We start from the raw sequence: 24,353 nt of genomic DNA, 5'->3' as shown, positions 1-24,353 counted from the left end.
ATTCCTCCAGTTTTATTTATTTCTAAGCCTGCTGTAAGAGACTGCGAAGTATAACCCCACAGTAGATTTTCTTTTAATCATATTTATTAAAAATTTCTCATATCTACCAAGCTTGCTATAAGTTACTTCACAATATAGCGGCAATGCCTCTCTAACATATTTATTGCATATCATTTTTTTTATGTATTCATATCTCTCACTAAACCGTATTTCCTTAGACGGTTCAAAATAAATATATACGTAGGAAATTACACTATTTATAAACTTTCTTGATTTCAATTCACGTATCTTTGCCTTATCGACCTTTTCGATGTAAATTTTCGGTAGTTCCATATTATATACTTCCACAGCTCGCTTGAAATAATCTTTTTTTGAGATATCCCGAGTTGCGCTACCCGCTACATCCCTATAATAATATCCCGTATAATCTATATATTTCATATTAGTTGCATTACTAAAAAATTGAATATTAAACATTCCATCTTCTCCTAATGCGACCTTCTCTGGAAACTTCACATTATTTTTCGTTATTATGCTATTTTTATAAATTTTGTTTACAGCAGTATTTAAATTATCGCTTTTAAGAAAATAGGTTAATATCTCTTTATTTATATATTCTTTTTTTAGAACGATATTAGTTGGAAATGGATATTCAATTGTTACCTTATGCCCTTCAATCTCACTTCTTAAATTTGATATAATTACATCACAATTGCTTTGTTTTGCTGAATTATACAGAGTTTCATACATATCCGCTTCTACATAATCATCAGCATCAACAAATCCAATATATTCACCATTAGCTATAAGAAGTCCTTGATTCCTTGCAATACTCACACCTTGATTTTTTTGATTTATAAGTATAATCCTGTCATCTAGTGCCCTATACTTTTCAATAATCTCTACGCTATTGTCCGTTGAACCATCATTAATAAAGATAAATTCGCAGTTATGAAGCACCTGATTTAACAGTGATTCTATACACCGAGTAATATATTTACCAGCATTATAAACCGGTATAATTACACTGACATTTCTATTCATGGGCAATTCACCCCTTTGCTTTGAATCCCTTATACTTTCATTTTTAAAAATTTTTGTAGTTGTACCAATACACTTAATAAACTTTTAAGCCTCTATAATTTCATACAACTTATTTAATTCATATTTATTACTATAATCAGTATTACTACAATTGTTAGCTAACTGCTTTCTTACGGTAGCATCCTTATACAATTTTTCTATTCCATCTGCTATTCCTTCAACGGATAATTCCGTAATATATCCGTCAACCCCATTTTTCACTTGACTGTTTGCGGTTGTATAATTTGTAATTAGGACTGGTTTTGCAAGTATCTGAGCCTCTCCTACTGTAACAGCTTTTCCCTCATATCTAGATGGTTGGACATATAAATCAGCTTCTTTTATATATGGATATGGATTGATTTGCTTTCCTAGCAACACAAAGCTATTTTCTAATTTCAAATCCCTTATTAGATTTTTAATCATTGTTTCGTCTCCACCATATCCAACTACATACCAGGCTATATTCTCATAGCCTTTATCTTTCAATATCCTTAAAGCCCTAACAGCATTATCGATTCCTTTTGCATGAGATAGTCTAGCCACAGTTATAACTTTAAAACGGTTATCAAGAAGCATAGGGGTATCTATTTCTTCATTCGCCATATCTCTAATAAACTGCGGGGAGGTTATATTTTCCATTACTATAACCTTATTTTTTAATGCACTATATTTTTTTAAAAATGAATTTTTGCATGCCTCTGATACAGCTACAATACAATCAAATTTATTCCATACTTTTAAATCCATCTCTATATCTGTCTCAATTGTAGAATAATCTGTATGAATCCATGCTATTTTTTTCTTAGCCTTGACCTTATCTGCTACAAAATAATGTGGCCACAAATAACTAATTGCAACATCATACTCTTTATCTAGTTTAGGTAAAAATGGAATAGCATATTTCCACATTAATTGCATTTGATAATATCCTGTCTCTACTATTCCTTTAGCTTTTCCTGCAAAACGAGTATTTATCTTAGATAAAATTCTAGAAAATCCAATGCCATACTCTTTATCCTTTAATGTTTCTCCGATTGACTTCCTAAAGGTGGTGTATTGTGGAATTTCTTCTAATAAATTTACCTTGTTACAAACTAATTCCATAAAATCCCCTTGATGCCTATACAGCATTAAATCAACAGCGTATTTTTTGTAATCAAAACCCTCAAGCATACTTATAAGGCTTCTTTCTACTCCTCCAACTTCCATATCAAATGAGGCCACCAGTATATCCTTCATATATGCCTCCTAATTTTTTGTAACAAATTTTCTTATCCGCGCTATATTTTCTCCACCTATAACCTTAGATGCTAACAGTTTTAAACCACTCTTCAATCTTGCTTTAGGTGGTAACCAACTTTTATAAAAATGATGCATTGCATATGTATTTGGAGTAATAAATTTTCTACAGTTAATATAATCATATGGAGAAAAATATGTTTGAGGATAGAAGGCTCCTATCCCACTTATTTCTTGATATTTTCCATTCAACTGTAATCCTTTATTTTTTAGTATCTCGCTTATAATGGCCACATTGGTTAAACTGTCATACTTTCCGTCCTCTTTAATAAAACTTTTTTCTTCGTATGAATCTAGAAACATTCTTATTAACACATTTCCTTTAGTCGCTCCTATTGTACTTGTAGCTATATAGTTCTCTTGTTCAAATCCCCAAAATGAATCATGATGTAGCATATCATCAAAAGATTTGAATACCTCCACATCCGTATCTAAGTAAATTCCTCCAAATTTATAAAGAGCGTATACTCTTACATAATCACTTACAAATGCAAATTTTTTGTATTCATAGGCTTCCTTGACATATAAATTACAATTTATATCAAAATTATCTTCATTCCACTCAATTATTTCATAACCAGCTAAATTCTCTTTCCAGCTATCTATACATTTTTTTACTATTATAGGTTTTTCTCCTTTACCAAACCAACAATAGTGAATGGTGCGTGGAATCTTTTCTGTAAATGCCAACTCAGTATCCCCTTTCTAAACTATATAGAATAATATACCTATACACCTAAATTTCCATATTTCATTGATCAACTAGTCATTAACATATTTCACCTTAAAAAACTTAGAAATTTAAAAAATTACTTTTATAAATAATGTTTAATGTTATTACATTCTCGTATGCATAGAAAATAAAATAAAATACTAATATTGCATAATAAACTAGTTTTTGGTCTTTATCAGTAAATAATTTTATAATCCATGAAATTAAAATTAATTGGTATAATCCAAAATATATAGAAAATCTTGCAAAAATCCAATTTTGTGTTGAAATTATCATGAATACAAGTCCTAATATAGACATATTTACTACATAGTCACTTTTAGGAAATATTTCCCTAAGTTTCTCTCTTCCAATGTAAGCAATAATAATTGGAGGAATATTAACTCCAACTCTAAGTATATTTGCTCCGCCCTCAGAAAAGTTCTTGTAATCTCCATACTGACTATCTCCTATGACTGAGAATAACGTATCTAAAAATTGATTAAACCCTATAACTATGAATACAGAGCAAAAAAGGGTTACATACGTTTCCCATGACCATGCTTTTCTCCTAATCATAAAATATATTGGAATAAGGATAAGTGCAGTTTGATGTATTGTTGATGCAAATAGAATAATTAGAATATACTTTTTCCAGTTACCTTCAAATATATATTTTGTTGCAGCAAAAATAATTGCTGCTGCAAGAAATTGCCTTATCCCATTCATTGATATTAAATACATTCCACCTGTTATATATACATATAAACTTAATTCGAACATTCTTGTATATTTATATAAAACCAACACAATAAGTACATTTGTTATTAGTGCCGTTACAAAAATCAATATTTGAGGGTCATTAGAGAACTGTTTTAAAATCATCTGAAGCACATTAAAACCCATATCTTTTCCTTCTTTTATATGTTCCCAATCAAACGTATCTTTTTTATAAGAATACATATAAAAAAAAGTATCCCCGATATTATTACGGAGACCAGACACCATTACAAGAATAACTATTGTTAAAAATACTAACAGCTTATTTGGCTTTGATTGAACAATGTGTGGTCCCATTATTACAGGAGTAGAAAAATATCTTGCTAAAAAAGAAAGAATATAAACTAAGACCAGCGTAACCCAAAATATAAACATTTTTAAATTCCTTTCATATTATAGATTGTAAATATAAAACTCTTTGCTATTCTTTAACCAAATAATTCAATAATATAGCCTATCAGTCCTATATTTCTCTTACAATCTAAATACATGTGACAATAAAATACATAGTTAATTAAAGACCTACTATTTATTTTTCAAAACAGTAGCTTTACTCGTCTTTTGAATATAAAAATGAAGCATAATCCCAAAAGGTGTAGCCACCAAAGTAATAAGCTTACATGGGGACTCAATAAGAAATTTATAGTTTTTGATCATCAAGTTGCTAGATACATAATGTATAGATTCTCGAAATTTTTCTTTTAATGTAGGAGCATATTTCATAGCAACTTTTCTAAAGAATGAGAACCCTTGGGGGTTTTTTCTATATTGCTTAATAATGTTCATGCTAGATCCATCTGCTAAATACTCAACATGACAAAGAACTTTATTCATGATGAGTAAAGGCTGCTCTTGATCAATAAGAATATATTTATAACTTAAAGGACAGTACTTTTCGCCCGGAAATATTGGATATGGTGGGGTTTTTCGTGTTAACTCTGATCGATAAACTAACTTTTTATCACCTGTGACTTTATATTTCGCATGCAAATCTGTCAGTTTAGATTCCTTCACATGTTCCGGCATCATCGTTCCAATAACTTTTCCATTTGGATTAGCGTCTAATCCTATTATGCCAGCGTAATCATTACTTCCATACTCCTTCCAAAAACGAGTGATATTTTCAACGGCATCATCCGCCATATAATCATCAGAATCAATACAAACATTAAGTTCCGTATCAATTAATTCGTAAGCAGTATTATGTGCCCCGTGCATTCCCTGATTCTCTTGATAATGATACTGAATTGAGATACTGCCTTGGGAAATCCAATTTTCTATTAACTCTCTTGTGTCATCTGTAGATCCATCATCAATAATTAACCAAACAAAATCCTTACTTGTCTGTCGCTTTAAACTTTCATAACATAAATGCAGCGTGTAAGCACGGTTAAATGTAGGTGTAAAAATTGTAAGAGTAGGTTTCAATTTACATCTCTCCATCAATCATCTAATCTATTAAAATTCATTCCCTAATATTGTTAATATACTATTTAATACTAATCTATCAGGTCTTACATATTCATGGTAATATCTATAATTGTTAATCATCATTTGATATCTATAATTTTCATCATTTGATAAAGTATATATTTGATTTATACATTCTTCTGGTGTTTTAAAAACAAGATAATTTTGACCATCACGAAAATCACCTGGGACTTCATAATGTAATTCTTCTGTTACTATAGCCTTGCTTGCTGCAACATACTCTGCAAATTTCCAACCAATAGATTGATGTAATCCCATAGTTGCAATACAAATTGCAGATTCTTTTACCTTTCTTAGGTAATTATTCCGTTCAGTAGCTTTTCCGTCTTCTATAACAATATCTGCATAATTTTTATATGCAAATTCTGATGGTGCTACTCCTCCATAAAATTTATCTCCAAACTCTTTTCGACAAAGTCTAATGCATGTTGCTCGAAAATCATTAATATATGCACGTTCTTCCTTTTTATTCGAAGAAATTTGCCCTTCATAATCTCCATTTACATCCCATAACCTAGCCATAAAAAGAATTTTTGAATCTATTTCTTTATGAGGTATATCTTCAAAAGAATTAATACGATATAAACCATTGTAATATTGAGACAACGGAACCTTCCGTATTACTTTCTTAATTTTCTCCCTAAGTGGATCTTGAGGCATCGGTGAATGCGCAATATTTCCAGGTATTGTAACCATATAATTTAATCCAAGAGGATAAATTTTTTCCTTATGCCTTAACTTTGAATTATAAAAACTATTAAAACTTCGCTTAAAGTAAAAGTCGTATTTTTCTAACAACACATTCATAAACTCAACATAATCCTGATTTTGCTTAAGCAAATTATCATAACCATCATTAACATCATATAACACTCGAGTTTTCCCGTTGATTATAACTTCCATCATATTATAAGGTAATTGATCTTGATGATTCTTACTAAGTTTCTCTATCCTCAAGTCTATTACTCCTTGTTGAGCAAGTAGAACAAAACCTGCAGTTATATTATAGAGATGCAGCGGAACTTCTCCTAGCCTAAGACAACATGAAACTCTTGACATCATTGTGCTCCTTTTTAATCCTTTAGACATTATTTAAAATATAGAAGTTACTATTAATTAAAGCGCTTGAAGATAAAAATTCTCAAGCCAAGTAGCCGATTCACTTATATCATATCCTTCTTTCTTGATATATCCTTCTACATCTTGCATACGTTTATTGACATCCAATATATCCTGCGCCCATATTTCGGGAGAGGTATTTATGCTTTCAAAACTCACTAGACCTGCTCCCATGTCTACTTCTTTAGTTATCGCATCCGAGATTACACAAGATAACCCAGCTCCTTGCGCTTCTATAAGAGTAACAGGCAATCCTTCATGAATGGATGGGAATGCAAATACATCAAAAGCTTGAAGTAAATGGTCGATATCGCTCCTTATGCCAAGAAACTTTACATTAGCCCCTAAATTTAATTCTTCCACTTTTTGTTCAATCTTTAACCGTAACGGACCATCCCCCACCAAAACAAGAACGGAATCTCTTCTAAGTTTAACTAACTGAGCAAACACTTCGATAAGGAATCCATGATTTTTTTGATGCGCAAACCTTCCTACATGCCCTACTACAAAGTTATCAACTGTAAGATTTAGTTCCTCTCGTATCTGTTTTCTAATTTCGGGGGAAAATGAAAACTTTTCAGGCTCAATTCCATTTTTTAAAATCGTGGCAGTATCTGTTTTACCTGCAAATAACCAGCGAGATGCTGCATCCGAACATGCTAAAAGATGTGTCGCACTTCGTAATATATACTTCCCTGCATACCACTTATATACTTTCGCAGCAACTCCACCTTCACTGCTAGTATTGTGACTATGTGCGATACGAACTGGTATACCGGCTTTCTTAGCTGCACGTAACACAAATCCACTCATCTTATCCATGTGTGAGTGTACAATCATATATTCTTGATGAGATTCAAAAAAATTATCTAAAGACTTTATGTATTCGTTATGACCACCATCAGTAATATATGGAATCCTGTGCACTTTCCCACCTAATTCCGATATTTCTGTATCGAAAACACCTTCCTTACAAGTAAGAAAATCAAACTGCACTTTATTTCGATCTATATTCCGGTACAAGTTCATAATAAGGGTTTCTGCACCACCACGGTTCATATTGACTACAACATGTAAGATTCTTAATGGACAATCCAATCTAACGCCTCCGTTCTACTCATAAACATGGTGTAAATATAGCTCTTTTCTTCTAATACTTTATTGACGGCATAATTATTTTTAATAATCTCACGACCAGACTCTCCGAATATGCCTTGTAAGCTACTATTTTCAGCAAGATATTTTATCTTTTCTGCCATTGTCTGTATGTCTTCACGACCTACTGTCCAACCATTTACACCATTTTGAATTAACTCTTTATGGCCCCTGTTCTCACTGGCTATAACAGGCAATCCGCAAGCCATCGCTTCCATAATATTAACTGGTAACCCCTCACGTAGACTGGATGCAACAGAAATATCACAAATAGGTAAAATTTTTGCAATATCATTCCTATAACCAAGGAAATCTATCATTTCAAATACACCCATTTGTTTAGCTAAATTTTTGCAATCATTTATCAAAGGACCATTCCCAGCCAATAGAAGCCTCGCATTGGGAACATGATCTTTTATTAAGGCCAATGAACGAATCAAAAACTGCTGATTTTTATTTTTATTAAACTCAGCCGCATAAAACATTAAAAAATCATCCGGTTTATAACCCATCTCAATCCTTAGACAATTCTTTTGAGCCTCACTAACTGGTTTAAAATATTCTGTGTCCACTCCCACCCCATGAATTTGTTCAATTTTAGGTACTTTAAACTTTCGCTGAACAGCCAAGTTATAATCTTCTTGGTTAATTGTAATGAGGCAATCTGTATAATTTGCTAGCATTTTTTCAATTGGATAATATAACAGCCAATTTGCAAGCGGGGCACCTTTACAAAAATGAAATCCATGCGCAGTATATAAAACTTTTGTTCCATGCTTTCTAGACTTTCTTGCTGCCAAACGTGCAACGGCTCCCCCCATCGGGGTATGGCAATGAATAATTTTATATTGATTTTCATCAATAATATCTTTCAGCTCTTTATAAGCCTTAATATTCTTAAATTGCAAAGGTGACCTTTGAATAGAAATGTCATACTTCTTATCCACATATGGAAGTTCCATGTTGCCAGCAGCAGCAACATGGACTTCCCAGCCTTGTTCTTTAAACCATTTCATATACGGCAAATGAAATGCTTTAAAGTGAAAGTCTACCGTCGCACAAAATAATACTTTATTTTCCATATATATCACCCTACAATTGTTATATTGTAACTAACCACCTGTTCATACTTCATTCTCATTTCTCTACATAGTAAAACATAAGTCTAAGCATATATATGCAGATCAAAATCCATATTTACATCATATTTTGTGGAGTTATATGACTATTTGCCAATGTCAATACACGTTTTCTTAATTCCGTCTTCTCCAGATTCTTATAAGTTTGGAGAACTGATTCAATTTCGTTTATACAAAGGTTCGATGTTTTACCTATATAAATTTTAGGATGAATTTGTTGTTCATGTATTTCTTCTTTTTTCAATAGTTCTTCAAAGAGCTTCTCTCCAGGTCTTATTCCAGTAAACTCTATTTGTATTTCTTCTAGCGAATTTCCTGATAATGTAATTAAATTTTTCGCAAGATCTACTATTTTCACAGGATCTCCCATATCTAATACAAATATTTCTCCTCCTTTAGCTAATGCACCAGCCTGTATTACAAGCTTGGATGCCTCTGGAATTGTCATAAAGTAACGAATCATATCTGGATGTGTAACCGTAACTGGACCACCTTGCTTAATTTGTTTTTTAAACAACGGTATAACACTACCGCGGCTTCCTAATACATTACCAAATCTTACAGCCACAAACTTTGTATTACTTGTTTTGTCCAAGTTTTGAATTACCATTTCAGCAAGCCTTTTTGTTGCTCCCATTACACTTGTCGGATTCACAGCTTTATCTGTAGAAATCATTACAAACGTCTCGACCCCATTCCAGCTTGCCGCTTTTGCCACGTTTGTTGTCCCAATTAAATTGTTTTTGATAGCTTCTTCGGGGTTACGTTCCATCAATGGTACATGCTTATGTGCAGCGGCATGATAAACAACTTGAGGCTGATATTGACTCATTACTGACATCATTTTCAGATCATCCTGTACATCAGCAATTTCTGTGGTAACGACAATATCTGTGTCACCGTATAGCTCTTTCAATTCCATTTCGATAGAATAAATACTATTTTCACCATGACCTAATAAAATCAATTGTTTTGGGTTGAATTTTGCAATTTGACGACAAATTTCAGATCCAATTGAACCACCAGCACCAGTTACTAAAATAATTTTATTAGTAATAAATTCTGAAATACTTTCAATATCCAATTCAACAGGATCACGTCCTAATAAATCGTCTACTTGGACATCACGAAATTCATTCACTGAAACTTTTCCAGTCACTAAATCCTCTAGCATTGGAAGAATTTGTGTTTTTACTTTTGTCTTGGAACATTCTTGAAAAATCATATTTAATGCTTTCTTGCTAAGTGAGGGAATTGCTATTATGATGCTATCGATATCTAATTGCTGAACAGCAAATTCAATACGATCAATTCCTCCAACTACCGGTATTCCAAGAATATCCAAACCTTGTTTCTTTATATTATCATCTATAAATACCACAGGCAGTAATTCAGTATCATTACTATTCAAAAGTTGCCTTACAACCATTGTACCTGCAGAACCCGCACCAATGATTAGTGTTCTTTTTTTGTCGTCCCCTTTTTGAATATAAGCATCTCTGAACATCCGCCATAGAAAACGTGATCCTCCAATCAGTAAAATATGAATCATCCAAGTTACAACAAGAAGACGGAAATAAATATCTTGAACCAATATTTGTTGTACTACTGCTGTTGTGATAACAGAAAGTGTGATTGCTTTTAAAATAATTAGCAATTCCCCTACACTTGCATACTCCCATGCTTTTTTATAAAGCTTATAAATAAACGAAAAAATATGATGGCTAAGTAGCAGCGTCATTGCACTCACTACGATGGGAAATGTTATGACATTGAAATCAGCACTTACCAAGAAGCGACTAAAGAAAACCGTAGTTAATACGATTAAGGAATCAATTAAAATTAATAAGGATAATCTCTGACGATATGTCATAATAGGCCCCCCTCTCTAAATTTTTTATATATAACAAAAGGAAATCCTCATAATTGTTATCTTAGAATTAAAAGATTTATATATTGAATATGTCTAGCTAAACATATAGACAAGGAAAATAATCAATAACCAACTAATACAAAGTTCCTATCTACAAAATCCTTTAGAAAGACTTTCTAGACAAGAACCTCAAATAAGTTTGGGCATCTAACCCTCCCTCACACCACACTCTTGACGACTAACGTCTAAGGTTCTTCAACCCACAGTATGATCGAGTGTCTCCATTGATAGTGGTAAGGAGACATCACCGTACCCTATAATTTTTTATAGGTGGTCTTTCATTCTCTACTATAAAACATATGAAAAGCTTCTCATCCTTACGTCACCCATTAGGAAAGCGCTGTATTATCATTTTATGTATAATCAATTCTAATAAATCTCTTATACTTTTTTATTTAGAATAGCCCCTACAAGCTTTCCTTTTGTTAAATCTAAGGCCCTATTCGCTTCAACAACTGCTTCACTAGCAGTTTGATAGCAACTTAACACCAATAATACCCCATCACATTGACTAGCTAGTATATTTGTATCTATAACCTCAAGAAGGGGCGGAGAATCAAATAAAATAATGTCATACTGCTCTACGGCTTTGCTAATTAAGTTTTGCATAGATGGTAAACTAAGCATCTCAGCTGGATTATTAACTTCGGGACCACTTGTCAATATATGTACATTTTTGATTTCTGTCTGCATTACCACTTTTTCTAATGCTGATTTTCCCTCCAAAATATTTGTTAATCCAGATTTATTTTCCATCCCAAAAATCGCATGTAGTTCCGGAGTTCGCAAATCCGCATCAACAACTAAGACTTTTTCATCTCGCTGAGCCATAGAAACCGCCAAATTTGCCACAGTGGTGGTTTTACCTTCTCCATATCCAGGAGAAGTAATAATTATAGTTCTTGTTTTGTCCGTGCCGATTGCAAATTGAAGGTTAGTACGAATTGTTCGATATTCCTCAGCCATCTTCGATTTCGGAGCGATATGAGCAATTAAATGACTATTATCAAGGATACGGCTTTGCTTTTTATTATGAATCAAATGTTTTCCCCTCCACTATTACACTTTCTCTCTTACTTGTTTTATCTACTATATTATTTTTCTTCATTTGAGAAACACTTCCTAAAACGGGAACCGGTAATAATTTTTCAATGTTACGTTCCGATTTAATTGTTTCATCAAGAGAATCCAATACAAAGACTACTCCGATACTCAGTATAAGACCGGCAGCCAAGGCCATCTCAATCGCTTTTGCATGATTCAAGTTTATCGGTAAAGGATGCTCTTGTACTTTTGCTTCTGTTAAGATGCGGACATTCGAAAAATTTAGGATAGCATTGGCTTCTTCTTTATAAACATTTGCTGTAGCATTGGCAATTTTGACTGCCTGGGCTGGATTAGTATCCACAGCCGTAATAACAAAAACCTGTGACTCTTCAATCTTTCCAACACTGACCTGTCCGTTCAATGCATCTGCTGATTTTTGCGAATTTAATTGCTGGGCCACTTTCTCTAAAACAATAGGTTCCTTTATCATCACTTTAAGTGTAGCTATAGCATCGGCATTAGCTGGAATGAGGATTCTTGCAGAAGACGCATATAAAGGCGTTTTCATGAAAATGCTATATATACCACCAATACATGCCGCTAATATCGTAATTACTGCAATAATCCAAAATTTTCTTTTTATAACATTAAATAATTTTTTTAAGTCTATTTCCTTTTCCATGTTTCCCCTCCATTACTGTCTATTTGATTAATAAAAAAGCAAATCGTAGGTAAATTAAATCGTATAACCTAAGTTAATTTTGATTATACCGAACATAACTTACTAAATCATAAACAGGATGAATTTTCCGAGTATATATTTTATTCAGAAAATATATACCTTTTTTCATTAATCTTAATATACTCGATATTCATTTTAGTTCTTGATAATGAACCCGTCAATATAAATTTATACATCAAACCCATCGATTACCTTAGTATATTTCATTCAATTATCCTTATATAAATTCAAAAATAACGGAGTTAGTATAGTCATATGGACACAACTTAGTTAAGTCCTTACACTGGATTTCAAGGAGGCAGTGTCCGGATGACAAACAAGAAATTTAATGAAGAGTTTAAAAAATGGTGGTTGAATTATATCATTCGGGACAATCTGTAAAAGCATTAAGCAGCGAGTATGGCGTATCAGAAGTAACCATTTACAACTGAATTAAATAATGTTCTACAAGTACGATGACCGAAAAAAGAAATATCATTAAAAGGTTAATCCCCAAAACAGATTTACCTTAACTTTTTACCAAGTATATTGACTCTAATTCATAAAAATTTAGCATCCTTTTCTAAAAAAAGACTTCATTTCTAATGAAATAGAAGTCTTTTTTGTGTCGTTAAAACTTAATTATAAACCATTTCGCTTTCTACTAACTTTTTCATATAGTCTAATAGCTCTTTTCTTAGGTTTTCATGTTGCAGTGCCATTTCAACAGTTGTTTGAATAAATCCAAGCTTTTCTCCAACATCATAGCGTATCCCTTCAAAGTCATAAGCAAACACACGTTGGATTTCATTTAAACGCTGAATTGCATCTGTTAACTGAATTTCTCCACCTGCTCCAGTTTGTTGATCTTCTAGGAACATAAATATTTCTGGCGTTAATACGTACCGTCCCATAATTGCTAAATTAGATGGTGCTGTTCCTTTAGCAGGTTTTTCCACAAATTTACTCACTTGATAACTACGATCCTTTTTCTCTAATGGATCAATAATGCCATAACGGTGTGTTTCATTTTCTGGAACCGTTTGAACACCAATTACTGATGATTTTGTTACCTCATATTGATCCATTAATTGACGTAAGCATGGCGTTTCAGCTTGAACAATATCATCGCCAAGTAATACAGCAAATGGTTCATTCCCAATGAATTTACGTGCACACCATACAGCATGTCCTAGACCTTTAGGCTCCTTTTGACGAATATAATGAATATTGATTTTCGAAGACTCTTGTACCTTCTCAAGAATTTCATGCTTTCCTTTTGATAATAGGTTTTGTTCTAATTCAAAAGAATGATCAAAATGATCTTCAATTGCGCGTTTTCCTTTTCCCGTTACAATAATAATATCTTCAATTCCAGACTCAATTGCTTCTTCCACAATATACTGAATTGTTGGTTTATCAACAATTGGTAGCATTTCTTTCGGCATAGCCTTTGTCGCCGGTAAAAAACGAGTTCCTAATCCTGCAGCCGGAATAATGGCTTTTCTTACTTTTTTCAATGAAAATCCTCCTAGTAATCTAAAACGTATTTATATAAATCATAAATCTAACCACTAATAAAAAGAAATAGAGAATTTAATTACAATCCTATATAAAATAAATTATCTATATATTTTATATTTTTAATTTTATGATGTCTACCTATTCATATTTCACACGTTATTATTCTATGACTAAAGATATTACTAATACAACATCAATAAAATATTATATCGATATCTCTGTTAATGCCTTCTTATTCTGTTTTATTTTTTTGTACTTGCTCTTCTAAAATATTTTCCCACTTGTCACCAACGATATTAAAAGTATACCCCTCAACATTCTTTTTAGCCTTGTGACCATATTCTTTTCTTAATTCTTCAGATCCTATTAAAGTCATTAATGAATTAGCAAGATCATCAATATTTCCTTCTTCTACAAGCAATCCGTCTTCTTTATTTTTAATTATTTCAACAGGACCTGTACAAGCAAAACTTACACAAGGAACCCCTACTGACATGGCTTCAATGATACCCCCCCAAAAGGTTCCTATCTGGAACTTAAAACATAAATTGATGAATTAAGCATCTCACCAATAATATCATTCGTCTTTGGCATTAGAAAAATATTATTATAAGCTTTATGATCAAAAATCTGTTGTCGAAGAAGTTGTTCATCTTCTCACGAACCAAACATTCCCAACTTCCAATCCGGATATTTCTCTATAACTTTAGAAAAAACAGGAACTAAAAGATCGAAATCTTTCTGAGGTACATATCTACCTGCAGCAATCACTACCTTTTTATCCAATCCAGCTGTTTTCTCAGGGATTGCTGTAGCATTTTCTGCTTTATATAACTTTACCCGAGTTCCTTCTAATAGTAATTGATAGTCATTAATTTCTGAATCTGTCAAACAAGTTAACAATCTAATTCCCCATGATATTGACTCAAATCCACATTATCACATTAAAAATTTCCCTTGTTATATTAAATATTGATTCCTTTAAATAAGATCAAATGTACCGTATGTAATTACCTTTTTCATACTTCATTGTCCCCTGTGAAATATTCCCTTTATAATTGGTTAAAGAAAGTAAATTAAAACAGAGATTTCCCCGCATCATGAAATCATAAAAGCCCCTGTAAACCTAAACAAATTTACATATAATTTACATCAGGTTCGCATAAAATTCACAATAGTGATTATCGCATACTTTTCATTTACAAACTATTACCATTAATATGCAGTTTTTGTCATACACACTCTAGGAAAGCGCTTTCTTAGTTAATTCTACAAAGTTCTATTTATCTTCTTCAACTACAAAAAAATCAGGAAGAAAACATCCTCTTCCTGATTTTTACTACTTTTATACGTTTTTGAACCTTATCGTAATGCACGACGTGGTAATTTATCGATGTTTTCTAACATGATACCTGTACCAACAGCAACACATTGCATTGGGTTTTCAGCAATTAATACTGGTAATTTTAACTCTTCTGCTAGAAGCATGTCGATACCGTGTAATAAAGCTCCACCGCCTGTTAGAATAACACCACGGTCAATAATGTCCGCAGATAGTTCTGGTGGTGTGCGCTCTAGTACGCCTTTTGCAGCTTGTACAATGATAGCCGCGTCTTCTTTTAGTGCTTCTGTAATTTCTTCAGAGCATACTGTAATTGTACGTGGTAAACCAGTTACCATGTCACGTCCGCGAATTTCAAGCTCTTCACTACGTGCACCTGGGAATACTGTACCAATTTTAATTTTAATATTTTCTGAAGTACGTTCTCCAATCAATAGCTTATACTTACGTTTAACGTAGTTTAAGATCTCCATATCAAACTTATCGCCAGCCATTTTGATAGAGGAAGAGGTAACAATGTCACCCATAGAAAGTACGGCAATATCTGTTGTACCTCCACCAATATCAACAACCATGTTTCCGCTTGGCTGGAAAATTTCCATACCAGCACCAACTGCAGCTACTTTTGGTTCTTCTTCTAAAAATACTGTTTTACCACCTGAACGTTCAGCAGCCTCACGAATTGCTTTTTGTTCTACAGATGTGATATTTGTTGGGCAGCAAATTAAAATGCGAGGTTTTGAAAAGAAGCTCTTCACGTCCAATTTGTTAATGAAATACTTTAACATTGCTTCTGTAATTTCGAAATCTGCGATTACACCATCTTTAAGCGGACGAATTGCCACAATATTACCAGGTGTACGTCCCACCATACTTCTTGCTTCTTCACCTACTGCTAATACTTTTCCACTATTACGATCAATTGCCACAACAGATGGCTCATTTAATACAACACCCTTACCTTTAACATGAATTAATACGTTAGCCGTACCTAAGTCAATTCCGATATCTCGCGCAAACATTCCCGTCTTTTCCTCCTCGATATTCAAAATCAGGTTACACCCGAATTCTTTTACACCTAATTTCTGATTTTATCATAAATTTAACAGAAACGTAATATTCGCAAAAAGAATTTTTCTGAAAAACATTACCGAATCTGTAAGGAATGTTTGCTGTTTTGCATTTATTGACGTACAGGCTTTTCTATATCTTCTTTTCTATACTTCTGCTTCGTTGCTTCTCCCCCTCTTAAATGACGAATAGACTTATGATAATCAAGAATTTCTTTCACTTCATTTGCGAGCTCTGGATTAATTTCTGGCAAACGTTCTGTTAAATCTTTATGGACTGTACTCTTTGATACCCCAAACTCCTTTGCAATTACACGCACTGTCTTTCTTGTCTCCACGATATACTTGCCAATCTTGATAGTTCTCTCTTTGATGTAATCGTGCACACCACTCGCCTCCCTAAATTGGATGTGAGAAGTGTGAAATGAGACTCGCTGCATACGACTATGAAGTAAATGTGAGTGCTGTTTGTAAGCGTTAAACATTCTTGGATTTATAATGAAAGGATTCACGATTTCTCACCTCAAACACTCTCTTTGCATTGGTTTATACCATTGTATTGCCCGCACTACTGATATATGCTACATGTTCACTATTTTTGCGGACTAAGTTAAGAAAAATTACATTTTTTTGTGAGAAATACGTTAAAGATGACAATTATAGCGAAAAAAAGTGACACCTCTTTATAAAAGGTGTCACTCTTCTCGGTCACAATCTTCTTTCAACAACTGTTGGTGGGGAACTTCCTTCTTACTGGCAATATAATAATATAAAGCGAATAAAACAAACAACAAAATAATAGCAATCGACAGAACAGATAAAAATGACACAGTATCCCCTCCCTTTTGTAATATATATTCGAGAATCTCGTCATTTTTCCTTGTTATTGCAACTTTTTTCTCGAAATTGATTATTTTTATATGAAAGTGAAAAAATCAGCTCTCCTAATGAGAACTGATTTTTTCACTTTATTATTCTTGTGAAGAAGAACCGTTAGATGATTCTGTAGAACCATTCGTTGATTTTTCTTCTTTTTGAGATTGCTCATCTTGTTTGCCATTCGTTTCTTTATCACTAGTCGAACCGCTTGTTGATTTCTCTTCTTTTTGAGACTTATCTTCTGTTTTACTTTCTGGTTTCGTGCTTGTTGACTTTTCTTCTTTTTGAGATTTGTCATCAGCTTTTTTACCAGAAGCATTTGTCGCCTTTGCAGCACCTGCATCAGCTTTAATTTCTGCTACTGATTTATTTAAATAACGCTCAGGATTCACAGCCACATTGTCTTTACGTACTTCAAAGTGAACGTAAGAACCTGCATCTTTATTCATTGCACTTAGACCTGATTTCCCTAACACTTCACCTTGCGCAACTCTTGCACCTTTTTCTACTTTCACACTGCCTAAGCTTTGATAAGATGCTGCTACACCATTTCCACTATCTACTGTTACAACATAACCAAGAAGTGAATCTTTTTCAGCTTTCGTTACTGTACCACTTAAAGCAGCTGTAACATCAAATTCTTTTCCGTTCTTCGCAGCAATGTCGATTCCTTTATTAGGGGAATATGTGTTGTTATAAAAGACAAGTGCTTTTTCTTGTTCCGCCTCTGATGCTGCATCTTCATAGAATTTCTTCTGTACTACTACTTCTGCATTTGCTGCAGCTGGCATTTTCACTACTTCTGAAGACTTTGTTACTGGTACTGCTGGATCTTCCGTTTGTGTATACGGCGTTGCTTGATCTTGGTTCGGAGCTTTCTTTGGATTAGCTCCTTGGAACCATAGCGCAACCATTAAGATTACCGCTGCACAAGCAATGTATAGTGCCGGAAACACCCATCTTCTTTGAAATAAATGTACTACTTTTCGCGACTTTTTATTATTTCTTCCTCGCATTCCATCATCACCTCAGCAATCATTTTGAACAATATTCAATCATCCTATACAACCTATAACTAATTAATTTTCGACAAAATATGCGAAAATATGTATAGGAATTGCAAAATTTCCGAGGAAATGATAGAAAAAGGAAAAAACTGAGCGTTTGAGCTCAGTTTTTAGTCCATTTGTTTCTTTCTATAAATGAAGAGCGTAATAACAAGTACTGCAACTAACCAAATAGTTATGTTCAATAAATTACTAGTAATTGCACTTAAACCTCCACCTTTTATAACACCGCTAACTGCAAGACCGATATGACGAGTTGGTAAATAATCGATTATTTTTGTAACGACTTCATTCTTCACAAACATTCCAATTAAATCACCGAAAAGAAATGTCATTAATATTGGTAATCCAATTGTTGATGTTTGCGGCACATTTTGAGCTAATAATCCAATACAAGTACCAATGAGGTTAAATATTAGCATTCCAAGAACAAAGATGAGTAATAATAATGCAAAATTACCTTCTAATTTACCTAAAATAAGTAGATTAATAAAACAGATTGCAACTGTAATCATACCTGTTAATGAACTTTTACCAATTAATACTTCAATAGATGATGCTGGTGATAGCATAAGAACACGAAGCGTATTTTTTTCCTTTTCTTCAGCGATAAGCATCGCCTGTACAAAGCCTCCAACCATAACTAACGCCATCGCAGTTAACGTACTTGCTCCAACTTCTCTCATATTATCTGAGCGACTAAATAATACCGAAAAGACAAGTGGCATTACCAACATAATTAAAGTTTGTGAATTCGTTTTAAAATCCTGTAACTCTTTCCGGAAAATCGCTGAAAATCGTCTCATTGAAAATGTCATTATAATCCCCTCCCAGTAACTTCAATAAAGATATCGCCTAACGTTGGTTCGTGCGAATGAATAGATAGTAATTCGCCTTTTTTCATCCATTCTGAAATGCGTTTTGCCCCTAATTCATCTTTTTTCACAATTTCTTTCTTCTTATCTGTTAACACAACTTGTATTTGATCTTTCGCATATTGCAAGCGAAGGTTTTCTGGTGTATCAAGAGCTACTATTTCTCCTCCACATAGAAAGGCAATGCGGTTACAAAGCGTTTCTGCTTCGTCCATGTTGTGCGTTGTTAAGAAAATCGTTGTTCCTTCTTTATTTAAGTCTTTTAAGATTTTATGAATGTTTTGTACGTTTACTGGATCAAGTGCAGATGTTGGTTCATCTAAAAAGAGGATATCTGGTTTATGAAGAATTGCTCTCGCTAGTATGACGCGCTGCTTCATTCCTTTTGATAACTTTTTCACTTGTGTTTTTTTATCATCTAGTAAGTTCACTTGTGCTAACACTTCATCAATTCGTTCTTTTTTACAATCGTATAAGTCACAAAATAATAGTAAGTTATCATAAATGCTAAGTCTTTCATATAAGCCGCTATTGTCTGTTAAAATACCAATTCGTTTGTAATCGATGCTACTTGGTCCCGTAATGTCTTTCCCTAACACTCTTACTGTTCCAACGCTATGAAGCAATTGAGATGTTAATATTTTTACTGTTGTTGTTTTCCCGGATCCACTCGGTCCGAGGAATCCAAAGATTTCTCCTTGCTTCACCTCAATATTTACATTTCGAAGGGCCGTTTTTCCATCGAAACTTTTCATTACATCTTTCATTTCAATTGCCAATGTCATTTCGTCATCCCCTTTGTTTTTTCTTTTTATAGATGAAAGTCGCCTTAGCGCTTTTCGTTTGTTTGTTTCGCTTTTCTTGACTCAATCATATGAAAAACAAAGGGTTTACGCAGTAAAATACCGGTAAAAGGAGTATTTTTACCGGTGAACGAATCGTATTTTGAGCTTATTGGAGCATTTTTTATAGCCCAATTACACCTTTTAATTCATCCATTCGCCCTTTCGAAAGCGGAATCGAACTTTTTCTTTCATCATCCAAAATTAAACTGAAACTATTACGTGTCCACGTAATGACTTCTCGCACCCTTTGTAAATTAACAAGGTACGAGCGATGACATCTAAAGAAACCGAATCCTGTTAATCTCGTTTCTAGTTCACTTAATGTTAATGCACATACGAAATCGCCTTCACGAACGTGAATATGTGTTACTCCGTTTTGCGTTTCAATAAAATGAATCTCCATTGGGTCTAATAAAATGATTTTATCGTTCACTTTCGCTGGTATTCTTTCTAACTTCATTTGCGGAATCATTTGAACGACTTTTTCTCCGTCCACTTCTTCAACTTCTTCTTGCTCAATTTCTACTTTTTTCACACCATCGTTATTTAATATGTATACATCTTCTGTTAACGAAAGGGCGTCCGATAAGAAAGATGACGTAATAAAGATTGCCTTTCCTTGCTCTTTCATTTTCATAATCGCTTTTCGAATAATAATTGTACTCTCTGTATCTACGTTTTGCTCTGGTTCTTCCAAAATAACTAAATAAGGATTATGAATCATAACTCGCCCGATATGAAGACGGCGTTTCTCTGAAAAGGACAATTTTTCTATTTTAACGTTTAACTTATCTAGGAGACCGACATATTGTACTACTTCTTCTATACTCATATGTGATTCATAAAGCCCTAATAAGAACTTGAAGTATTCCTTCACCTTCAAACGGTCGTATGCTTCATCTTTCAAAAAACAAAAACCGATGTGTGAATATACTTTCTTTCCAATCGGCTCCCCTTCAAATAACACACTGCCCGAAGAAGCCTCTTCTTCTCCGATAATAATGCGATGCAACACTTTAGCTGTATGATTATTACACTGCAAAACAACACATTGTCCTTTTTCAACCTTCAATTCAACTGCCGGTAACTGGTTCGTCTTCCCTAATTGTTTCAACTCCAATAACGCCATTCTGTCTCCCCCAAATGTTTTTTTATCCTATTATACCAAACAATTAATGGAAAATTATGATATTTAATACAATGTTTTTATACTATATCAGCAAAGAAGGCTATCCATCAGGATAGCCTTCTTCTCTATTTCTGCTCTACCATATAAGTCTTCAGCTGATCACGAAGTGCTCTTTTTAGGAATTTCCCTACAGATGTTTTCGGAATTTCATTTACGAATAAAATATCATCTGGCATCCACCATTTCGGGAATTCGGCTTCTAGTAAAGCATACAGCTCTTCTCTTTCTACTGCTTGTCCTTCTTTTAACACGACGCAAGCAACAGGACGTTCTTGCCATTTTTCATGCGGAACTGCCACGACAGATGCTTCTAATACGTTATCGTGTGACATTAAAGCATTTTCTAAATCTACTGAAGAAATCCATTCACCGCCGCTTTTAATTAAGTCTTTCGTACGATCAGCAATTTTAATAAATCCTTCCGAATCAACTGTAACGATATCTCCTGTATGGAGCCAACCATCTTTCATCGATTCCTCTGTACGCTCATCTTTATAATAGCTACCAGCGATCCATGGGCCTCTTAGGCAAAGTTCTCCCATTTCTTTCCCGTCCCACTTAACTTCACCGTCTTGTCCAATCGCTTTCATTTCTAGCCCAGGGAATAAATATCCTTGGCGAGAGCGCAAGTTATAATATTCTTCTTTCGGTAAATCGCGTTGATATGATTTCGGACAATTAATTACAACAGCAGGACTCGTTTCTGTCATTCCATATATTTGTCTAAATGCAATTTCGTATTTCTCTTCATACGTACGAATCATACTTTGCGGAGCCGCTGATCCACCTGACCATATCGTTTTTACGCTACTAATATCATATGGATGCTTCTCAAGTTCTTGTAATAAGCCAATCCAAATTGTCGGCACGCCAGCCGTAATTGTTACTTTCTCACTTTCAATTAACTCCGCTAAAATTTTCGGTGTGAAATGCGGTCCTGGTAATACGAGTTTTGTCCCAAACCATGTACTCGCAAACGGTAATCCCCATGCATTAACATGGAACATTGGAACGATAGGCATACAAGTGTCTACTTCTGATATATTCCCGCCATCCGCAAGCCCAAGTGTATAACTATGGAGCGCAATACTACGGTGTGTGTAAACTACACCTTTCGGTTTTCCTGTTGTAGCTGATGTGTAGCACATACCGGCTGGTTCTTTTTCATCTAAATCTTTTACAAACGGAAATGTCTCATCGCCTTCTTCGAGTAATTGGTCATAATGATATGCTGGTGATAGTGTTGTGTGAAGTAGTTTATGATCGTCTGTCATAATAATAAAGGCTTTTATATGCGGGATTTCGTGTTGAATGCTCTCTAATATGGGTACCATATCTTCATCGACAAGAATGATTTTATCTTCTGCATGATTAATAATATATGAAATGTGATCAGCAGAAAGCCTTAAATTAATCGTATGTAGCACCGCTCCGATTCCTGGAATCGCAAAGTATGCTTCCAAATGCCTATGATGGTTCCAAGCAATTGTCCCTACTTTATCCCCTTGTTCAATTCCCATTTTCGTTAATACACTAGCAAGCCTTCTCGTCCGCTTTGCAATTTCTCCGTATGTTAATGTATGAATACGCGATACAGTCCTTGAAACAACTTCCTTTTTCGAAAAATATTTCTCCGCTCGTTCCATCATGGACGGAATGAGAAGTGGTACATCCATCATCATTTTTCATTACCCCCTGTTATTATATTTTATATATTCACATAACTGTATTATAACACGCGGTATACAGGGTAACTTCCATTTATTTCTACAAATAATGACAAAAAGGACGTTCCAAAATTGAACTTCTGACTAAAGCTATTTTCTTCTTTGTTACGATTGCAATGATAATCGAATTTAAATCAACGCAAATTGAATTATATCGACTTAACTGCAGAATACGACAAAAATAACCTACCTACCAACAAAAGAAAACCGTCCCAACTACCATTTGGGACGGCCTCTTTTTCACCCTACTTCTTCACCATCAATTTTCCTTCATAATCATTCATCGTCTTTATTTCAACGCCTTTATAATAATGAGCGACGATATCTGTATATTTCTTACCTTCCGCTGCCATGCCATTCGCTCCGTATTGGCTCATGCCAACGCCATGACCGAATCCTTTCGTTGTAACGACGATTTTATCCCCCTGTTGTTTCCACGTGAAGTCCGACGAGCGTAAATCTAATTTTTCACGCACTTCTTTTCCTGTTAATGTTTTTCCTTGAAACGCTACATCTTTTACTCGTTTGCCTTCTGTAAGGTCTTTAATATCGCCGACTTTTCCGTCCGCTAGTACTTTCACACCGAGACGTTTTTGAAAGTCCGCTACTGTAAATGTTTGCTCGCTCGTAAATTTTGGAGATGCTTGATCCCACGGACTATCTACGCTTTTCAGGTACGGATAATCATTTCCCCAATAATCAGCTGCATTTTCCGTCCGGCCGTTACTCGTTGAGAAGAAAGAAGCTGAAATTGGTTTTCCATCATACGTTAAAACTTGTCCTGCGGTTTTCGAAACGGCTTCCTCGATTTTCTTTAAATTATTTTCGTAGTTATTACCCCATTGTTTCTTCAATTCTTCTTTGCTTTTGTACACTTGATCTTTCACCGTATCTGTCACGTCCGCATTGTTTTTCTTACCTCCGCTTAGCATACGCTGGACTACAAATGTTCTCGCTGCTAATGCCTGCGCCTTTAGCGCCTCTATTTCAAAGCTGGCATTCATCTCAGAAGCTACTACACCGGTCACATACTCCTCCATAGGTAATGTGTCTACCTTCTTCTGCCGATCACGATATACAGCAACCTGAACCGCTGTATCCACTTTCCCTGGAGCTGGTATACTTTCTATCGCTGGAGGAGTTTTAGAAGCTGCTTCTTCTCCTACTTTTGCTTTCGCAAACGGAATAACAAGAGCAGCAGGTACAATGATGACGAGCGCTATTAAAAGCGCTACTGTAATGAAAAGTGGCTTTGAAAATTTCATCCTATTCCCCCAATATAAAGTTGGCTTCCTTTCATCCTTATGAATCTATGGAATCTTTTAGAACATGCTTTGGGATATCGATATAAAG

23 protein-coding genes and 1 pseudogene are annotated in these 24,353 nt (G+C 34.2%); 1 reads left to right on the top strand and 23 read right to left on the bottom strand.

The features are described 5' to 3' along the window. Positions 1 to 12: 12 nt before the first annotated feature. The 11 genes from JDS80_RS11140 to JDS80_RS11090 all read right to left on the bottom strand — a co-directional run bounded on the left by JDS80_RS11140 (position 13) and on the right by JDS80_RS11090 (position 12,443). Positions 13 to 1,044, bottom strand: coding sequence for a glycosyltransferase (locus tag JDS80_RS11140; protein ID WP_199638426.1), 1,032 nt, complete (start codon positions 1,042 to 1,044; stop codon positions 13 to 15). Positions 1,045 to 1,128: 84 nt separating this feature from the next. Next, positions 1,129 to 2,325: a glycosyltransferase gene (locus tag JDS80_RS11135; RefSeq protein WP_000651828.1), complete on the bottom strand. Its 1,197-nt coding sequence runs from the start codon at positions 2,323 to 2,325 to the stop codon at positions 1,129 to 1,131. Positions 2,326 to 2,334: 9 nt separating this feature from the next. Beyond that, positions 2,335 to 3,075, bottom strand: a complete 741-nt coding sequence (locus JDS80_RS11130) for a glycosyltransferase family 32 protein (protein ID WP_000885932.1) — start codon at positions 3,073 to 3,075, stop codon at positions 2,335 to 2,337. Positions 3,076 to 3,178: 103 nt separating this feature from the next. Continuing rightward, positions 3,179 to 4,252 (bottom strand): EpsG family protein, encoded by a 1,074-nt coding sequence (locus JDS80_RS11125; protein WP_000469601.1) that lies wholly within the window; start codon positions 4,250 to 4,252, stop codon positions 3,179 to 3,181. 150 nt (positions 4,253 to 4,402) lie between these two features. After that, positions 4,403 to 5,305 carry a glycosyltransferase family A protein gene (locus JDS80_RS11120; RefSeq protein ID WP_070145562.1) on the bottom strand — a complete coding sequence of 301 codons (903 nt, stop codon included), beginning with the start codon at positions 5,303 to 5,305 and terminating at the stop codon, positions 4,403 to 4,405. A gap of 30 nt (positions 5,306 to 5,335) precedes the next feature. Further along, on the bottom strand, positions 5,336 to 6,427 hold the full coding sequence (locus JDS80_RS11115) for a hypothetical protein (protein ID WP_016130947.1): 1,092 nt from the start codon (positions 6,425 to 6,427) through the stop codon (positions 5,336 to 5,338). Positions 6,428 to 6,484: 57 nt separating this feature from the next. Then, the gene (locus JDS80_RS11110) at positions 6,485 to 7,585 is read right to left on the bottom strand and encodes a glycosyltransferase family 1 protein (RefSeq protein WP_000340571.1); all 1,101 of its coding nucleotides are present in this window, start codon (positions 7,583 to 7,585) and stop codon (positions 6,485 to 6,487) included. After that, the gene (locus JDS80_RS11105; RefSeq protein ID WP_071769870.1) at positions 7,570 to 8,724 is read right to left on the bottom strand and encodes a glycosyltransferase family 4 protein; all 1,155 of its coding nucleotides are present in this window, start codon (positions 8,722 to 8,724) and stop codon (positions 7,570 to 7,572) included. The genes JDS80_RS11110 and JDS80_RS11105 overlap by 16 nt, the downstream gene beginning before the upstream one ends. A 115-nt stretch (positions 8,725 to 8,839) precedes the next feature. Continuing rightward, complete coding sequence (locus JDS80_RS11100) at positions 8,840 to 10,654, bottom strand: polysaccharide biosynthesis protein (RefSeq protein ID WP_016130949.1); 1,815 nt, start codon at positions 10,652 to 10,654, stop codon at positions 8,840 to 8,842. Positions 10,655 to 11,095: 441 nt separating this feature from the next. Beyond that, complete coding sequence (locus JDS80_RS11095; RefSeq protein WP_000581658.1) at positions 11,096 to 11,755, bottom strand: CpsD/CapB family tyrosine-protein kinase; 660 nt, start codon at positions 11,753 to 11,755, stop codon at positions 11,096 to 11,098. Further along, the gene (locus tag JDS80_RS11090; protein ID WP_000409967.1) at positions 11,745 to 12,443 is read right to left on the bottom strand and encodes a YveK family protein; all 699 of its coding nucleotides are present in this window, start codon (positions 12,441 to 12,443) and stop codon (positions 11,745 to 11,747) included. Before JDS80_RS11090 ends, JDS80_RS11095 begins: the two co-directional genes overlap by 11 nt. 369 nt (positions 12,444 to 12,812) lie before the next feature. On the opposite strand from JDS80_RS11090, the pseudogene JDS80_RS11085 reads away from it, so the two are divergent. Beyond that, positions 12,813 to 12,928: pseudogene (locus tag JDS80_RS11085) on the top strand (transposase); the annotation flags it as partial. A 192-nt stretch (positions 12,929 to 13,120) separates the two neighbouring features. Here JDS80_RS11085 and galU read toward each other — a convergent pair. The 12 genes from galU to spoIID all read right to left on the bottom strand — a co-directional run bounded on the left by galU (position 13,121) and on the right by spoIID (position 24,265). Beyond that, entirely contained in the window at positions 13,121 to 14,002 is an 882-nt protein-coding gene (gene galU, locus JDS80_RS11080; RefSeq protein ID WP_000757802.1) for a UTP--glucose-1-phosphate uridylyltransferase GalU, read from the bottom strand. 236 nt (positions 14,003 to 14,238) lie between these two features. Beyond that, on the bottom strand, positions 14,239 to 14,502 hold the full coding sequence (locus tag JDS80_RS11075) for a glycosyltransferase (protein ID WP_071743866.1): 264 nt from the start codon (positions 14,500 to 14,502) through the stop codon (positions 14,239 to 14,241). Positions 14,503 to 14,663: 161 nt separating this feature from the next. After that, complete coding sequence (locus JDS80_RS11070) at positions 14,664 to 14,909, bottom strand: glycosyltransferase family protein (protein ID WP_002094341.1); 246 nt, start codon at positions 14,907 to 14,909, stop codon at positions 14,664 to 14,666. Between the two features lie 459 nt (positions 14,910 to 15,368). Further along, positions 15,369 to 16,370 carry a rod shape-determining protein gene (mreB, locus tag JDS80_RS11065; RefSeq protein WP_000457994.1) on the bottom strand — a complete coding sequence of 334 codons (1,002 nt, stop codon included), beginning with the start codon at positions 16,368 to 16,370 and terminating at the stop codon, positions 15,369 to 15,371. A gap of 161 nt (positions 16,371 to 16,531) precedes the next feature. After that, positions 16,532 to 16,804, bottom strand: a complete 273-nt coding sequence (spoIIID, locus tag JDS80_RS11060) for a sporulation transcriptional regulator SpoIIID (RefSeq protein ID WP_000544010.1) — start codon at positions 16,802 to 16,804, stop codon at positions 16,532 to 16,534. Between the two features lie 309 nt (positions 16,805 to 17,113). Beyond that, positions 17,114 to 17,248 carry an ABC transporter ATP-binding protein gene (locus JDS80_RS11055; RefSeq protein ID WP_199638424.1) on the bottom strand — a complete coding sequence of 45 codons (135 nt, stop codon included), beginning with the start codon at positions 17,246 to 17,248 and terminating at the stop codon, positions 17,114 to 17,116. Positions 17,249 to 17,389: 141 nt separating this feature from the next. Beyond that, positions 17,390 to 18,313, bottom strand: a complete 924-nt coding sequence (locus tag JDS80_RS11050; protein ID WP_016130953.1) for a stage II sporulation protein SpoIIQ — start codon at positions 18,311 to 18,313, stop codon at positions 17,390 to 17,392. 161 nt (positions 18,314 to 18,474) lie between these two features. Further along, positions 18,475 to 19,182 (bottom strand): ABC transporter permease, encoded by a 708-nt coding sequence (locus JDS80_RS11045; protein WP_071769875.1) that lies wholly within the window; start codon positions 19,180 to 19,182, stop codon positions 18,475 to 18,477. After that, positions 19,182 to 20,024, bottom strand: a complete 843-nt coding sequence (locus JDS80_RS11040) for an ABC transporter ATP-binding protein (protein ID WP_000170828.1) — start codon at positions 20,022 to 20,024, stop codon at positions 19,182 to 19,184. Before JDS80_RS11040 ends, JDS80_RS11045 begins: the two co-directional genes overlap by 1 nt. Positions 20,025 to 20,205: 181 nt before the next feature. Next, complete coding sequence (locus JDS80_RS11035) at positions 20,206 to 21,213, bottom strand: LytTR family transcriptional regulator DNA-binding domain-containing protein (RefSeq protein WP_098888482.1); 1,008 nt, start codon at positions 21,211 to 21,213, stop codon at positions 20,206 to 20,208. A 125-nt stretch (positions 21,214 to 21,338) separates the two neighbouring features. Next, positions 21,339 to 22,955 (bottom strand): long-chain fatty acid--CoA ligase, encoded by a 1,617-nt coding sequence (locus JDS80_RS11030; protein ID WP_199638422.1) that lies wholly within the window; start codon positions 22,953 to 22,955, stop codon positions 21,339 to 21,341. Positions 22,956 to 23,245: 290 nt separating this feature from the next. Then, a complete protein-coding gene (gene spoIID, locus JDS80_RS11025) occupies positions 23,246 to 24,265 on the bottom strand; it encodes a stage II sporulation protein D (protein WP_090813728.1) in 1,020 nt (339 codons plus the stop codon). Positions 24,266 to 24,353 lie beyond the last annotated feature (88 nt).

This window comes from Bacillus cereus group sp. N8, assembly GCF_016483685.1.
GTDB lineage: Bacteria > Bacillota > Bacilli > Bacillales > Bacillaceae_G > Bacillus_A > Bacillus_A proteolyticus.
Note: the sequence above shows the minus strand (reverse complement) of the source record. Positions and strands in the feature narration are given on the sequence as shown.